This is a genomic window from Collinsella provencensis (genome assembly GCF_900199705.1).
GTDB lineage: Bacteria > Actinomycetota > Coriobacteriia > Coriobacteriales > Coriobacteriaceae > Collinsella > Collinsella provencensis.
Map to the genome: position 1 here is coordinate 1180796 of NZ_LT904908.1, position 15025 is coordinate 1195820.

Below are 15025 nucleotides of genomic sequence, written 5' to 3' on the forward strand. Positions count from 1 at the left end.
GACCCAGGCTAGAACTCCAGCTGCTCAAGGCGGTCGAAAATCGGGTCGATGCGCGTGAGGAAATCCCATGGATCGAAAATCTCGTCCAGCTTTTCGGCAGAAACGGTGCACTCCGGATCGGCCTCAAGACGTTCGCGCAGGTTAGGACCATCAACCGCCGCATGGACATCGTCCCAAACCGCCATGGAGTTGCGCTGGACGATCTTGTAGGCATCCTCGCGCGTGATCCCCGTGTCGACCAACGCCAGCAGCACCTTGGACGAGAAGATCAGGCCGCGCGTGAAATCGAGATTCGCCTTCATGCGGGCGGGATAGAGAATCAAACCGTCGACGATGCGGATGAGACAGGTGAGCATATGGTCGAGCGCGATAAAGCTGTCGGCCTGCGCCACGCGCTCCGCGCTGGAATGCGAGATGTCGCGCTCGTGCCAGAGCGCCACGTTGTCAAAGGCGACCTGCGCGTTAGCCTTGACCACGCGAGAAAGGCCGCAGACCTTCTCGAGCGTGATGGGGTTGCGCTTATGCGGCATGGCTGAGCTGCCCTTTTGTCCTTTGCGGAACGGCTCCTCGGCTTCAAGGGTGTCCGTCTTTTGCAGATTGCGAATCTCGGTGGCAATGCGGTCGCAGGTAGCGGCCGTGGTGGCAAGCACGCCCGCCAGGTACGCGTGGTGATCGCGCGAAATGACCTGCGTGGAGAGTGGGTCGGCATCCAATCCCATGTGCTCGCACACGTACTGCTCTACGAACGGGTCGATGGAGCTGTAGGTACCCACCGCGCCGGAAATCGCACCGAACGAAACGTTCTTGCGCGCGTCGAGCAAGCGATCGAGGTCGCGTTTAAGCTCCCACGCCCAACTGCCGAACTTCATGCCAAAAGTCATGGGCTCGGCGTGAATACCGTGGGTGCGGCCCACGCACAGGGTGTTGCGCTCCTCAAAGGCGCGACGACGGCAAATCTCGCCGAGCTTGCGCACGTCTTCGATGATGATGTCGGTAGCCTGCACGAGCTGATAGCACAACGCGGTGTCACCCAGATCGGAGCTGGTCATGCCATAGTGCACCCAGCGGCTGGGTTTGGGCTCACCCTCGGGAACATCGGCATCCACATAGGAGCCCATATTGGTGAGGAACGCGATGACGTCGTGGTGCGTCACGGCTTCAATCTCGTCGACCTCTTCCTTGTTGAAGGAGGCGTGCTCGAGAATCCAAGCGGCCTCCTCCTTGGTGATGCCGCAATCGCCCAGCTCGGCATGGGCCTCGCACGCAAGCACCTCGATTTCTTGCCAAATCGCGTATTTATTTTCGAGTGAGAAGATGTGTCCCATTTCCGGACGCGTGTAGCGATCGATCATATGCGCTCCTTTGATGCCCGCACGAAACGGGCGACTCGGCTTGCAACCTACGGATATTCGTATTGTACGGTAATCGTTTGCCGAGCGGACGCTGTAGATATGGGCGCAAAGGACTCTTTATGCCACAATCGACGGTTATGCATGCTGAAACAATGCATCAGTAATCTGTCCATGAAGGCTCGTCGTGCCAAAATCGACGGTTATGCACGGATTCCTTTAATCTGCTCGAGTATACGGAATATACGCATGCTTTCTACCTGCGGTTTCTCTATCTGAACACCCCTGTCTACTCTGCCCATCCACGGAAAACACCACACAACCGTCAATTTTGAGCTTTTCGCCGTGCACTGGTGCGCTCCGCAGACCTTACCGCGGAATCCATACAACAAAACGCGTGCCCACTCCCTCGCGCGAAACGAGCTCGATCGAGCCGCCGTGTGCATCCACAATCCACTTGGCAATCGAAAGACCCAAACCGCTGCCGGAAGCGCCCGTCTCACGCGCCGCGTCCGCCCGCCAAAAGCGCTCAAATACGTGGTGCGCATCCTCGGCGCTCATTCCCACGCCTGTATCTCGGACACTGTAGCCCACCGTGGCACCATCGCATTCCACACCCAAGCTGATTTCCGACCCCTCGTTCGAGTACTTCGCCGCGTTTTGAATAATGATCCGCATGGATTGCTTGATCATAGCCACATCGATCTCGGCCTCAAAACGCGGGTCGGCAGCGCACGCCGTCTCGTCAAACGCCAGCGTATACACGTGTGTGGCGTCGATCATGGTGTACTCTTCCCACACCTCGGCCACAATGCCGGCGAGGTTGGCGCGCGAGCGCGTGATGGTATTACGCCCCGAATCACCGCGTGCCAGGAAAAGCAGCTGCTCAACCAGCTCCCGCATGTGTTCGCCCTCGGCTTTGAGCGCGGCGATGGACTCATCAAGCACCTCGGGGTCGTTTTTGCCCCAGCGATCGAGCATGTTCACGTAGCCCTGCACCACGGCAATAGGTGTGCGCAGCTCGTGACTCGCATCGGACACGAAGCGCATCTGCTGAATCTTCGCCTCCTGCATTTGCCGCAAAAGCGTGTTGAGCGCGACCTCGATGCTCGCAAGATCCTTGTCGCCGGTCACGACCTGCGGGGAGTCCACGCTGGCTCGCTCGATGGCCTGTTCCAGGCTTTCGATCTTGTTCGCATTGGTGAGGTCCATGTTGCCCAAGATTTCGGCGCGCACTGCGAGGTCGTTCAGGGGTTGGAGATTGCGGCGCACGCGGCGCGTGTCGCCGAACACGTCAAAAAGACTTCCGACCTCGATAAGTCCGAGCATGAGAAATGCCGGCCACGCTGCCGTGATGTCACGCCCAATGGGAAATGTGCCGACCTTGTCTCCGTATTGCGAGACGGTCATCTCGAGCTCCGGAAGGTGAATGGGGTCCGCATCCGGGCCAATCTCCACCTCCAGGCCGGAGACCGGTCGCCAGGACAAGCCGGTCCATGAACCAAACCCGCCTTCGGGCAAATCTCGTGCGTAGGAAGAAAGCAGCGCGATCAGGAGCACGAGCACCATAAGCGCGTCCACCGCCAACCAACGAAGAGCACGACGCCACCAAAAACCCCAGCTCACATGCCATGCAATAGAGGAAAAGCGACGTGCGCTTGCGCGCTGCTTGTTCTCAAACTGGTCCTGCGTTGTCTTGGACTTATTTGACCGCATAACCAACCCCTCGCACCGTGGTGATGAGCTTGATGCCAAAGCGGTCATCGAGCTTGGCGCGCAAACGCGCGATGTGCACGTCGATCACGTTGGTTTCGCCCACGAACTCATAGCCGAGCGCCTCGTGCGCAAGAGCGGCACGAGACATCACGCGACCCTCATGCGCCATAAGGGCGCGGAGTATCTCGAACTCGCGATTGGTCAGTTCAACCGGTTCGCCCGCAACCGTGACTTCATGACGGTCGACATCGAGCGTGACGCCGTTGACCTCAAGCACGGGCGTTTCGGGCTCGACGGCCGCAATGAGCGAGCCCTCGCCCGAACCTGCCCGCGCGCCTTGCATCTCCCACGCGAGCTCGTGGCGCTTGAGCGCAACGCGCACGCGAGCCAGGAGCTCCTCGATGACAAACGGCTTGGTGATGTAGTCGTCCGCCCCGGCGTCAAGACCGGCGACCTTATCCATCACGGCATCGCGGGCCGTGAGCATGATCACCGGCGTGGTTCCCTCGCGACGAATCCGACGGAGCACTTCCATGCCATTAAGCTGCGGCAAAAGGACATCTAGCAAAACCAGGTCGAACTCGCCGCTCACGGCGCGGTCGGCACCCGTTCGGCCGTCCGCCGCAAGCTCAACCGCGTAGCCCTCGTGTTCGAGCTCGAGCTGCACAAAACGGGCAATCTTCTCTTCGTCTTCTACCAGCAGAATCTTAGTCATTGCTCGATGCGCTCCTCACGCTCGACGTGGCCCAACACTAGTCGTTGCTTGTAACGTCCCTCTTGATGTCATCGGCAACGTCGGCGGCCCTGTCCATCATGTCGTTGATGTCAACCGATGTGGACTTGGTTCCTTCGATACGATAACGCAGGCCGAAAAACAAGCCGATGATGAGCAGCCAAATGGTTGCTCCCCAAAAAATGAGACCGAGGATTGGAATGAGAACGGGAACGCGCACTACTTCTTCATGGTTCTGCAGGGCGACGAACTGCACCTCCACGCCGCGGCGGCAAAGGCGCTTCATCGCCTCCCAGAATCGATCGACGCGCTCGCCCACGCGCGACTTCTTGCTTGATTCCTCGTAAACCGCCTGCGCTTCAACCATCTCTGCCGACACCACGGGGATATCGTTTGGCTCCACCGGGGTTCCCGTCGAGGCCTGAGCGCTCTTCGTCGCGGTCTTACCAGCGCGCTCGAGCCAGATAATCGCGTCGAGAACGTCCTCGCCGCACGCGTCGAGCGCCGCTTTGGCGTCTTCGTAGCTCACACCCGTCTTCTCGCGAATGAGCTCGACTTTTTCCATCTTGTCCATGGTGCATCCTTTCGTGTGACCACCGCCGTCGCGCGTTCGGCCGTCTTGCCGGCGCGCGCTTGTTTGACAGCTCACATGGTCGCAAACACAGGTTAATGCACCCTGACCGCAAGATTAAGACCAGATTAAGATTGGACGCAGATACAGGGGCGGCAGGGGCAGAATCCGCTATCCGACGCTGCTCGCTTGCGTGACTGCGTCGTAAATCGCGCTCGTGCGCTTCTGAGTTATACCGAGGAAGAAATCACAGGCACAAGCGTTACGGGTTCGAGGACTATACATTTTCTCGAACCCGCTTTGCGCAATTAGGCAGGGTTTTTGCATTACTTTCCCGTTTCGTAGAGTAGACATGTCTTTTTGCGAAAAACGCACCTCATCTACCTGCGATCTTGTCTTTGCATTTTTCGGTCTACTTCGCAAAAACCGAAACCGATGCAAAAAACCTACTGTATTGTGCAGCGCATCGCCTCATCGCCGCGCGCCGCCCCAACGTGTTTAGAAATCGAGCACTTCGCCCACGTTTGCTGCAATGCAGGCGTGGGCGCTTGCGTCGCGCGGGGTCGGCGTGCGGTTGATGATGGCAACATGGTCGCCGCTAAAGTAATCGATGAGTCCCGCCGCCGGATACACCGACAGGCTGGTGCCCGCGATTACCAGCAGGTCAGCATGTGCAATGGCACGTACAGCTCCCGTCACCGTCGTGTCGTCAAGCGCTTCTTCGTACAGCACCACGTCTGGCTTCACCACGGCGCCGCACTTCGGACAATGAGGCGCGCCGTCGGAGCTGCGTTTGCGCAGGTCCAGCAGCTCCTCCACCGTATAGGGAGCGCCGCAACCCATGCAGTAGTTGCGCCACACGCTGCCGTGCAGCTCAAACACGTTGTGGCTGCCCGCCTTCTGATGCAGGCCATCGATGTTTTGGGTTACCACGGCCGAAAGCGTTCCCTCGCGCTCCAGTTCAGCCAGCTTGCGGTGTGCCGCGTTGGGCTGGGCGTCTAACGCCAACATGCGGTCGCAGTAGAAATCGAAAAACTCATGAGGTCGAGCGTCGAAAAAACTGCGCGAGACGATCGTTTCGGGAGGATAGGCGTAGCGCTGCGCATACAATCCATCAGCACTGCGGAAATCGGGAATGCCGCTTTCGGTGGAAACGCCAGCGCCGCCGAAGAACACCATACGTCCCGGTTTGCACGTGCGAATCCAGGTGCGGAGCTGCTCAATGTCGTGTTGCGTGCGCTCGTCGACTTCCATACTGCCCTCTTTCACGTTGGCGAAACGAAAAACGCCGACCTGGTAGGGCCGGCGTCAAATTCAATGGAGCGGGTAACGGGACTCGAACCCGCGAATGTCAGCTTGGGAAGCTGATGCCTTACCACTTGGCGATACCCGCATGGGATTTGATTATAGCCTACCAGCAGCGCAGCGCGTAACAATCATCGAATAAGCGCTTTCAGGATTGGCATACTTGAACAAAGTTAAACGATAATGGTCAGTATGGATAAACTTAAAAGAGGTAGGTGCACATGGCGACAGTCGGTGAGAACATACGGCGGTATCGGGAGGCGCGGGGCATGAGCGCGACGGGACTCGCCGAGAAGGCCGGCATGACCGGAGACGAAATCCTGCACTGCGAGGACGGCGAGCTCTTACCAAGCGAAGATCAGGTGGCGGCAATCGCGCAGGCGCTCGACGTGTCGCCGAGGATGCTCGCAGACCACGGCATTAACGGCGCAAATGACCTGGTGGCAGCCCTATTGCAGCTCGAGGACGAGTTCGGTCTCGTCCCCGACATGTGCGACGGCGGTCTTTGGATCGACCACACGGCCAAGAACGCGCAGGAGGTTGACTCCGCGATCGGAGCTTGGGGCGTGATGCGCCACCGCCTCATCACCGGCGAGATCACCCAAGAGGAATACGACGCCTGGAGGCGGAAATTCTAGCAAGCACTTCAGCTACCTCAACCTCCGCAAAGAGAGTCTCAATGACCCAGCACAACTAAACAGCGATTCAATTCGACATGCCCCAAAATCTAAGCAAGAAAAAGGGAAGGCATCCACTCGGACACCTTCCCCTTTTGCAAGCGCTCATCGCTCAACAGCGGGCAACCAGCCAGCTCCAGCTAGATAGTAAGCCGCCTAGCCACACCGCCTCACGTGTGGGTGGCAGAATCGCTCCGCCACCCACCAAACGCTGCGTCTTACTTCTTGCGGCGAATCGCCACGCCCGCGGCAACCGCACCGACTCCGACCGCTGCAATCGCAGCAAGGACGATACCGGGCAGCGCGTCACCCGTCTTGGGCATCTTCCCGTCTCCAGGCTTGCCATCATTCGGAACCTCGACCTTGGTGTACGTGTTCTTGAACACGGGAGCGCCGTTGTCGCCCGCCGTCCAGTCGACCTTGAGCTTGCCGGTGCCCGGATCGGTCACGGACACATGGTAGGTAAAGACCGTGTCGTCATAGGTAATACCCTCGGCATTGCCTTTGACCTCGCGAATCTCATAGTCGAACTCACCGGTCTCGGCATACTCGATCGGCTTGAAGGAGATGTGCGCGACACCGCTCTTGTCTGGGGCAACGTTCTTGGCGGTCTGGATGACCTTGCCGTCCTGCACCAACTCGAACTCGAACTCACCGGCCTTGATATCGCGACCATCCAACTGCTTGATAGCGTTGAAGGTAATGCTCGAAGGAGCAGCCTTGTACGAATTGACGAATTTCAGATCGGTGCCCTCAGCATCGGCGACAGACCACGCGATTTCAAGCACGCCGTCAAAGTCGACGTCCGTGGCAACGGCGGTGACATCGTACGAGCTTGCATCATACGTGATGCCATCGCTCTCGTTCGGATCGACCTCAACCAAACGATATTGATGCGTGCCAGGCTTCTTGAAGGTAACGGCACCCATCTTCACGTTTCCGCTCTCGTCGTTTTTGCCCTTAGCCACAACTTGGCCGCTGGCAACATCAACAAGATCGAACTCGAACTCGCCATCAACCAGATCGCGGCCATCAAGCGTCTTAGTCAAAGTGAAGCCGCCCTCACCCGTCAAACTCGATTCCTTCGGGGTCGTGCTGTAGGTGTTGGTGAACTCGAATTGCGCTCCCTGATGGTCGGATTCCACACGCATGTGGCCCTGGCCGTCGTCAGTCACCGTGAGCTTGAAGGTCTTGGTCGCCTGCGCATCGTTGGTAACGCCCGAAGCGGTACCGCTCTCGGTCACATGATAGGTGAACGTCTTGGTGCGAGCACCATTCTCATCAGGGGTTACGCCATCAAGATAATCCTGCGTGAAGGTGATCTCGCCAAACCTCACGTCGCCGACAGCGTCGTTCTTCACCGAGGTGACATCGGGCAGCGGAGCTTCTTCCTCACCGGAAATCGTGAAGGTGAACTTGCCGTCGATAGTGGACACGGGCGCATCGCCATCGAGCCATTTGGAACCAGAAGGCGTAAACGGAGCCGTGGAAGTATAGGTGTTCTCGAAAGGAAGCTCGTTCATGCCGGTCGGATATTCAACCGTGATGTCGAACACGCCGTCCCCATCGTCTACCAGCTTGACGACCACATTGAAGGATGTGACGTTGCCGGAGACAACGCCGGGCAGATTGCTCGTAACCTCGCTTACCTTATATTGAAGCTCGTAGGTGATATTGCCGTCCGCATCAGCGGTCTTGACGGCCAAGCCATCGGCGACCGCCTTCTCCAAGCTCTCGCTCGTATACTGAATCGGCTTGAACTCAACAGTGCCATCGGCAGCGTTCTTGCCCGAGGACACCTCGTTGCAACCCTTATCCTCAACGACAAAGCTGAACTCACCTGCGTCCTGGGGACGGCCCGTCAGCTCTTTGCCGGCGTCGATCTTCACGTTGCCATCTCCACCGAGGGTGCCGGAAGAACCATACCTGTTGACGAACTCGATCTCAGCGGCAGCAGCATCGCCATTTGCCGTCGAATACGTATACGTCTCGGCATTATCCTCGCTGTTCTTGTACACCGTCGTGGTGACCTCGAGAACGCCGGTCTCGTAATTGTCCTTGGTCGTGATGACCACGCCATATTCGGACTCATCATTGGTATAGCCCGTAGCGCCGCCAGTGCTCTCAACCACCGTATAGCTGTACGTCTTGCCGACATCCGCATGAGAGAACCTCACGCCCTCGCCGAAGGATTTCACCAACGACTTGTTGCCAGCTGTCGCGGCATCGGGGTTCTTGTATTCTTCGCCAGCCAAATCGATGCCGAATTTCTCGGCAGATGCCTGGTCACCGGGTTTCACCGTAATACCGAACTGGTTTGCAGCCATATCACGGCCGTTGAGGGTCTTGAATATGCTCAAGCCGCCCTTGGCACCGTAATCGAGTTCGGAAACATAGGTGTTCTCGAACTTTCGATTGAGAACCTGGGTAACCGATGCAGCAAGACGGCCGGTGGAGCTGCCGTTGCTGTCGAGGTCGGTCACATGAACCGTGAAGATCGCAACGTTAGAGGTGTAGGTGATGCCGTTAATGGTCTTGCCGCCATTGGTCTCAGTCACCTGATACGTGTAGTCGCCTATCTTGTCATACTTGATCGCACCGAAACCGAATGCGGCCTTGCCGTTCTTGAGGTCAGCCTTGGTAACGGTCGTCTTATCGTTTGCGGGCATAGGGGCACCTTGAGTCACAGCCTCGAGCGTGAACTCGAACCTATCGGAATCGATCCAATCGCGTCCAGTCAGCACCTTGTTCAGGCCCACCGCTGCAGCATCAGGAGCAAAGGTCGTTTCGGCTGCCTTGTACTCGTTGATGAACGGGAGCGTATAGACGTCCCTGCCACCAAGAGATGACGGATTGATCTCGACATCTCCCCTGGTCACCTTGGTCTCGAGGTGCATGGAGCCGTCGCCGTCATCGATCGGGGTGATCTCCACCGTGTACACGGCGGATTCGGTGTTGTAGGTCACGCCAGGAAGCTTCTTGTCGTCCGAAGGAATGACCTCGGTCACGGTATAGGTGAAGGTCTTGTCCATATCCTCTTGAGCAAAGGTCAGATTAGCGAGCTTGTTAGGCATGGAATACGCGACGCCAGCCGCCGTATCGGCCTCAACCGAGAAGCTCCTGTCGGTCGAAGAAAGCTTCTTCCGTGCTGCCTCATCCACTCCCTCGATCTGGAAGCTGAACTCTCCAGCCTTCTGATCCCTGCCATTGAGAGTGTTCGTGACGGTCACGGACGCCGCATCACCCAATCTTGCAGGCGCAACGGAATAGTTGTTTTCGAACGTTGCCGCAGTATCAGAGCCGCCCTCGTAGGTAACCGGGCCGTCGAGCTCCAGAACGCCGTCCATATCCTTGACCTTGATGGTGATGATCACGTTGTGGCGGTCGTACGCCATGCCGTCCCCGTCGGCTGCAGGAGCGTTCTCGCGCGCCGTGAACACATAGGTGCCGGGGCGCTTGATGGTCATGGAGCCGAAGTTGAAGCTCTTGGCCTCGCCGTCCTTCAGGTCAGTCACAGTCGCAGTTGCGGTCTCGGCGGCAGCGTCGTCCCCGAAGACGATGTAGTCGTTGGCCAGAGCGTTGCTCGTGGGCACGTTGCGGGCAGAGAGCGTGAACTCGAAGGCCTCGCCGTCCAGGGAATCGCGGCCGTTCAGGGTCTTGGTGCCAAGCGGTACGTTGTCAGTGTCGTTGGGGAGCGTCAGGTCCACGGGGTCGTAGCTGTTGCGGAAGGCCACCTCGGTCTCAGGGGTCGGATTCTGATCGACCACGCCGTCCACGACCTTGTAATAGGTCTTGGCAACATGCACGGTGGAAACCCCTTCGACTTCCTGCGCCGTCACCACGAACTCGACCTGGTACTTCACCGGATCGTAGGTCATGCCCTGATAGGTGTAGCCATTGCTGGCGTTGGCCTCAGCGGGGATAACCTCCTCGAGCATGTAGGTGTAGGTGTGGCCCACATGGTCCTGAGTGAACTCGATCTGCTGGTAGTTGACGGAATTGCCAACGTTCTCAACGGTGAGCTCGCCGCCCGTAGCGCCATCAGGCATCGGGGCGGAGCCGGCATTGTCGCCGATCGGATAGCCCTTGAACGAGAACTTGCCGTCGGAGATCGGGTTGCTGCCCGCCATGTTGCCGTTGCCGGTCTTGTCGTCGTAGTACTTGTGCGCAACGGGGCCAGCGTAGACGGAATCCGCATTGAACGAGTTCACGAACCTCGCCGTCTTGTCGCCGACGTTCTCGTTGAGCGCGTTGCCGTGGTCGTCGGCGGATTTGACCATCGACGAGGTCGCGGAGAGCGTGCCGTCGCCGTTATCGGTCACCACGACCTTGACGGAGTAGCTCGCACGCGAGTAGCTGACGCCGGGGACGGCAGCGCCCTGCGGACGGGTCTCGTCCACGGTATAGGTATACGTGCCGGGATGCGTGTATTCCACGGAACCGAAGCTGCCCGTCTTGGCATCCTCGGTCACCTGCACGGTCTTGTTGCGACCCGCAGAGCCCTCGGGCATGGGGTAGTTCGCGTTGTCCGCCATCAGGTCGAAGGTGAAGCTATTCGCCAGATCCCAGCGATCGAACTCCTTCTCGTACTTCACGAAGTCATCGGCAAAAAGCGTCACAGGGTCAACGTCGTAGACATTCACGAAGCTCGCCGTGGAGGTCGCATTGGCCGCAAGCGTGCCGGTATCGCCCGTTTTGCCGATGTTCGTGAAGCCCGCTGGCATGCTGTCTTCGACCTCAGTGACGGTGTAGGCCGTCCCGCCCGAAAGCCCATGGATATGCAGCGCCTGCTCATCCTGCAGCTTGAGCGGCGTCGTGCACTTGCCCGTCGTCTTGTCGAAGGTCACGGTGAAGTGGTCGCCGACGAGGGTGTTGGTCGCATCCCTGATGCCGGCCGAATAGGTGCCGCTCTCGTTGAGGGCAGCGGGGTCGACCGTCACCTCGAAGATGAAGTCCTTGTTCTTGGTGACGCTGGCATCCAGGCTCTTGCCCGCGGTCACCTGGGCATCCTTGTAGATGGCCAGAGTGGCAGGCAGCTCCATATCAAGCTTGCCGTTGTTGCCCAAATGGACATTTACCTGCTGGCCGTTCTCGAGGTTATCCCACTGGGGGCCAAGAACCTCGGGAGCGGTGCCGGTAGGATTATCGTCCTTATCGAACTTGATGGAGTTGACGCGCGTCAGACGAGTGCTGCCCTTCTCGATGAAGGCATTGCCATCGGAATCCTGGCCGATGTGCGACCTCACATACGAAAGGTTTGCAGCAGGGATCTCCTGATGGGCAACCTCATCGGTCACCGCGCCGGTGCCATCCGCCTTCGTGGACTTGATGTACTCGCGCTCGTAATAGATAGGCTGATTGAAACTCGTATTCTCCAACTCGGCATAGGTCAGCTTCTGAGTGCAATCCTTATCCTTATACAGGGGAGTGTCCTCGGTGAAGAAGTAGAACGAGTTGGTCTTGGCGGGAGTGAAGTTCGCCACCGTGTTTCCCAAGGTCTTCGAGCTGTCAAGCTGACCCTTGATGGATCCATCGTAGTAATTGGAGTAGAAGGAGATGGTTCCATCATCATCCGCATGGGCATCAATATAGGCCTGCAGCGCAGCATCATCGGCATCGTGCTGATCGAGGCCGTCGGCGATAGTCTCCTTGACCTCGTCCTTCAGGCTCACACCGTAAATGACACGCAGAGGCAGGATCTCGTTAATGGAGAACGTGCGGTTGCCATTCTCGTCGGTCGTCACCCGCAAATGGCGCAGGGGGATCATGCTCGCGGGGATCTTCACGGTCACGGTGTCGCCGTCGGCGAGCGTCTTGCCGGGCGTGACCTGGACGATGATGTCAGCCAGGTTGGCCTCAGGATATTGGGCATTGCTCACGGTACCGGTATAGTGGTAGGTCTTCACGCCGTCGGCGTCCGTATCGACGGTGCCCGAAGGTGAATGCAGCTGCTCTGCAAACGAAAGCTCATGGAACCTGGTCACATGCATATACGCGCCGAGTTTGTCGGTGAAGGTCAGATAACCGGACTTGTTAGCGTAGCCATCCTGAATCTCAGTTGGTGAAGCAGGAAGCGATGAGACAGCATCGAAGACCTCATTGAAGATGTTGTTGAGCTGATCGGCGTCCTGGGCAGAGCGATAGTGCTTCTTGCCATCGGGGTTGCGCGTACCGAGGTTCGTGTATGCCGTGGCATCAGGGTAGTTGCTCGAAACGCCCTGCATGTACTGGTTGGTTTGGTCGGCCACGCTGTCCTCATCGGCACCGTCGAAGATGCCGATGCTGTACACCAGCGCGCCGTCATCCTTGAGCTGCTTCGAGGTGGAGATGGCACTGTTCGCGACAGTTGCATCAAAGCCATTGTTGCCCGGCGTGCCATCGGTGAAGAAGATGACGACCTTCTGGGCATCGGAACGAACATCAGCGCCATTCAAAACAGCTTGCGCCTGCTGCATACCTAGACCGGCCTGCGTTCCACCATTTGCAGTGAGGTTGTTGACCGAGGTCTTGAGAGAATTAGCATTGTCGGTCAGGTTCTGTACAGTGGTCGCATTACCGGCAAACGTAGTGATGGCGATGTGGTGACGCTTAGCTGGGTCGTCTATTTTGTTATTCAACTCATCGGCTTTGTCAATGAAATTGTTAGCAGCGCTCTTAAGTGCAGTAAGACGGGTGGAGGATTCCCTTGTGTAGAACTGGATGCCGTTCTGGTCATCCGCAGAAGACTTAGGGTCAACCTGTTGACCATTGAGCTCCCAGTACCGATTTGGGAAATTGCCAGCTCGAGTAATCTGCTGATACTCATCACCAACCAATGCGTAATAGGTGCCCAATCCCCATGTGCTATACGTCGGCGTATAAAAGTATCCGGTGCCGAAGCTATCGTCCATCGAACCCGACACGTCGAAGACCATGACGATGTCGAGCGGCTTGGACTCCATGGTTGTGGTGTTGGAGGTGGAGGAGAGCGCAGAAAGCATAACCAGGAAATCCTCGTCGGAATCCTTGCTCACCGTACCAGGCGTGATGGTGATGTCGGAAGTGGAAACGGTCTTGTCAGGCCAGATGCGACCGACGTTCTCGGTTACGTAGCCCTTATCATCGTTTCCGATCAGGTCGCGATAGGCGAACTGCGTGGAGGGATCCGCAACCGTCCTCTATTCGAAATCCGCAAGCGGAGCAGGTTCGTCGGCAAGACCAAAGAACTGCATAACAGCATCGCCGGTGTTCACGAACCACGTGCCAACGTCCTCGAGAGGACTCGCCTCAGCACGCAGCGGCGTTGCCATCAAGAGCGTCGCGGCAAACAATGCAATTACAAGTGCGGCAACCCTTGCCCTTACTCTCGAAATGGCGGGGCGACTCTCAATAGTAAGGTGCCCCCCTGCACGTTTATTTCTCATATCAGCCATTCCCAGTTCTCTTTCCACGACATAACTAGCTCAGGGCATAGTTATCCCCCCGATAGTAAACCCTTCCTATCATAGCTGAAATAGATATGGATGTCGTCTCATATAAAGTGGATGGACAATTTCCCACGTTAACGAATAACAACAAGATACTTATCCACAAAATACACATATAACTGGTCTACAGGCATGCGGAAAAGCACCCTTTTCAGTTCGTTGTCGGAATTATGTTGGCGTTACAACTGTTATGGCTGCGCATATCCAGTTTATCGTCGGATACAAAAGCGCGGACCACCTTACATGAGCACTCAACGCCTTTGCGACGCTCATTCACCTAGCGACATTCGGTCGGGATTCGGAAGATCTCATCGCGCTCGAGCTTCTTGGCACAACCAAGTGTAAGCACCGCGGTGTCTGCCACAGCGCGTAACGTCTCGTCCGAGGCATCGCCTCCCAGCTCGGCAAACGTTGTGGGTAGACCCATCTCGCGTGTGAACGTCTCAAGCGCATCGATGCCCGCCATCGCAGCAGCCAAATCGTCGGCCTCGTTCACGCCCCACACCTCGCGCGCCCAGAGGGCGAACTGCTCGGGAGCCTCGGGAGCCAGATGGCGATACAGCGCCGGATGAATAACGGCGAGGCCCATTCCGTGGTTGGTATGCGTATAAGCTCCGTACTGGTGCTGAATCATATGGCACTGGAAATCGCCGACCTTGCCGACCTTCAAAACGCCGTTCTCCCCCATTGCACTGTCGTACACGAGCTCACCGCGGGCCTCGAGGTTGCGCGCGGCCTGCGCCTCGTCGCCCTTAGTTTCGGCGATGACGCGCATGTTGCGAATGATGTTGCGTTGCACGGCAAGGTTGATGTCGTCGGAGACGTTACGGGTACGCGGCCGACCGAAGTAGGTCTCCATGCAATGCGACAGGGAATCATATGCCCCGCTCATGAACTGCGCAGCAGGTACGGCGAGCGTAAGCGTCGGGTCAAGCGCCGCCCACATGAGAAGCGCGCCGAAAAAGGGACCCTTCACATGCGTTTCTTCGTTGGTAATCACGCCACCGTTGTTTTGCTCGGCGCCCGTTCCCGAAAGCGTGACGATACACGCAAGCGAGATGAACTCCGTGGGCATCTTGCCCTGCTTGTGCTTGTAATCGTCAATATCCTCATCGAGGAGAGCCTGCGCGGACACGACCTTGCAGCAGTCGAACACCGAGCCGCCACCGTCTTGCCTGCCCAATCGTTATCGGAAAAGAAACGCGCAA

The 15025-nt window shown here is 57.7% G+C and carries 9 protein-coding genes and 1 tRNA gene; 1 reads left to right on the forward strand and 9 read right to left on the reverse strand.

The window, feature by feature from the left end; all coding sequences use genetic code 11:
• Nucleotides 1-8: 8 nt before the first annotated feature.
• From purB to C1711_RS05375, 6 genes are all read right to left on the reverse strand, one after another.
• Entirely contained in the window at nt 9-1352 is a 1344-nt protein-coding gene (gene purB / locus C1711_RS05350; RefSeq protein WP_102338113.1) for an adenylosuccinate lyase, read from the reverse strand.
• Between the two features lie 366 nt (nt 1353-1718).
• Complete coding sequence (locus C1711_RS05355) at nt 1719-3065, reverse strand: sensor histidine kinase (RefSeq protein WP_102338114.1); 1347 nt, start codon at nt 3063-3065, stop codon at nt 1719-1721.
• A complete protein-coding gene (locus C1711_RS05360; RefSeq protein ID WP_102338115.1) occupies nt 3052-3780 on the reverse strand; it encodes a response regulator transcription factor in 729 nt (242 codons plus the stop codon). The genes C1711_RS05355 and C1711_RS05360 overlap by 14 nt, the downstream gene beginning before the upstream one ends.
• A 37-nt stretch (nt 3781-3817) precedes the next feature.
• Nucleotides 3818-4372, reverse strand: coding sequence for a UBA domain-containing protein (locus C1711_RS05365; RefSeq protein WP_102338116.1), 555 nt, complete (start codon nt 4370-4372; stop codon nt 3818-3820).
• Between the two features lie 495 nt (nt 4373-4867).
• Nucleotides 4868-5623, reverse strand: coding sequence for an NAD-dependent protein deacylase (locus tag C1711_RS05370; RefSeq protein WP_102338117.1), 756 nt, complete (start codon nt 5621-5623; stop codon nt 4868-4870).
• Nucleotides 5624-5687: 64 nt separating this feature from the next.
• Nucleotides 5688-5762 (reverse strand) — tRNA-Gly (locus tag C1711_RS05375).
• A gap of 133 nt (nt 5763-5895) precedes the next feature.
• Here C1711_RS05375 and C1711_RS05380 point away from each other — a divergent pair.
• On the forward strand, nt 5896-6312 hold the full coding sequence (locus C1711_RS05380; protein WP_102338118.1) for a helix-turn-helix domain-containing protein: 417 nt from the start codon (nt 5896-5898) through the stop codon (nt 6310-6312).
• A 257-nt stretch (nt 6313-6569) separates the two neighbouring features.
• Here C1711_RS05380 and C1711_RS05385 read toward each other — a convergent pair whose 3' ends face one another.
• The 3 genes from C1711_RS05385 to C1711_RS05390 all read right to left on the reverse strand — a co-directional run bounded on the left by C1711_RS05385 (nt 6570) and on the right by C1711_RS05390 (nt 15000).
• Entirely contained in the window at nt 6570-13331 is a 6762-nt protein-coding gene (locus C1711_RS05385; RefSeq protein WP_102338119.1) for a Spy0128 family protein, read from the reverse strand.
• A gap of 177 nt (nt 13332-13508) precedes the next feature.
• On the reverse strand, nt 13509-13640 hold the full coding sequence (locus tag C1711_RS07925; protein WP_267892300.1) for a hypothetical protein: 132 nt from the start codon (nt 13638-13640) through the stop codon (nt 13509-13511).
• A 454-nt stretch (nt 13641-14094) separates the two neighbouring features.
• Nucleotides 14095-15000, reverse strand: a complete 906-nt coding sequence (locus C1711_RS05390; protein WP_234346279.1) for an iron-containing alcohol dehydrogenase — start codon at nt 14998-15000, stop codon at nt 14095-14097.
• Between the last annotated feature and the right edge of the window lie 25 nt (nt 15001-15025).

What these genes read in the sequence shown, in the direction of transcription:
- C1711_RS05380 (WP_102338118.1), top strand. Translation starts at nt 5,896, where the DNA reads ATGGCGACAGTCGGTGAGAACATACGGCGGTATCGGGAGGCGCGGGGC.
- C1711_RS05355 (WP_102338114.1), bottom strand. Translation starts at nt 3,065, where the DNA reads ATGCGGTCAAATAAGTCCAAGACAACGCAGGACCAGTTTGAGAACAAG.
- C1711_RS07925 (WP_267892300.1), bottom strand. Translation starts at nt 13,640, where the DNA reads ATGGCAACGCCGCTGCGTGCTGAGGCGAGTCCTCTCGAGGACGTTGGC.
- C1711_RS05365 (WP_102338116.1), bottom strand. Translation starts at nt 4,372, where the DNA reads ATGGACAAGATGGAAAAAGTCGAGCTCATTCGCGAGAAGACGGGTGTG.
- C1711_RS05385 (WP_102338119.1), bottom strand. Translation starts at nt 13,331, where the DNA reads ATGCTTTCTGCGCTCTCCTCCACCTCCAACACCACAACCATGGAGTCC.
- C1711_RS05370 (WP_102338117.1), bottom strand. Translation starts at nt 5,623, where the DNA reads ATGGAAGTCGACGAGCGCACGCAACACGACATTGAGCAGCTCCGCACC.
- purB (WP_102338113.1), bottom strand. Translation starts at nt 1,352, where the DNA reads ATGATCGATCGCTACACGCGTCCGGAAATGGGACACATCTTCTCACTC.
- C1711_RS05360 (WP_102338115.1), bottom strand. Translation starts at nt 3,780, where the DNA reads ATGACTAAGATTCTGCTGGTAGAAGACGAAGAGAAGATTGCCCGTTTT.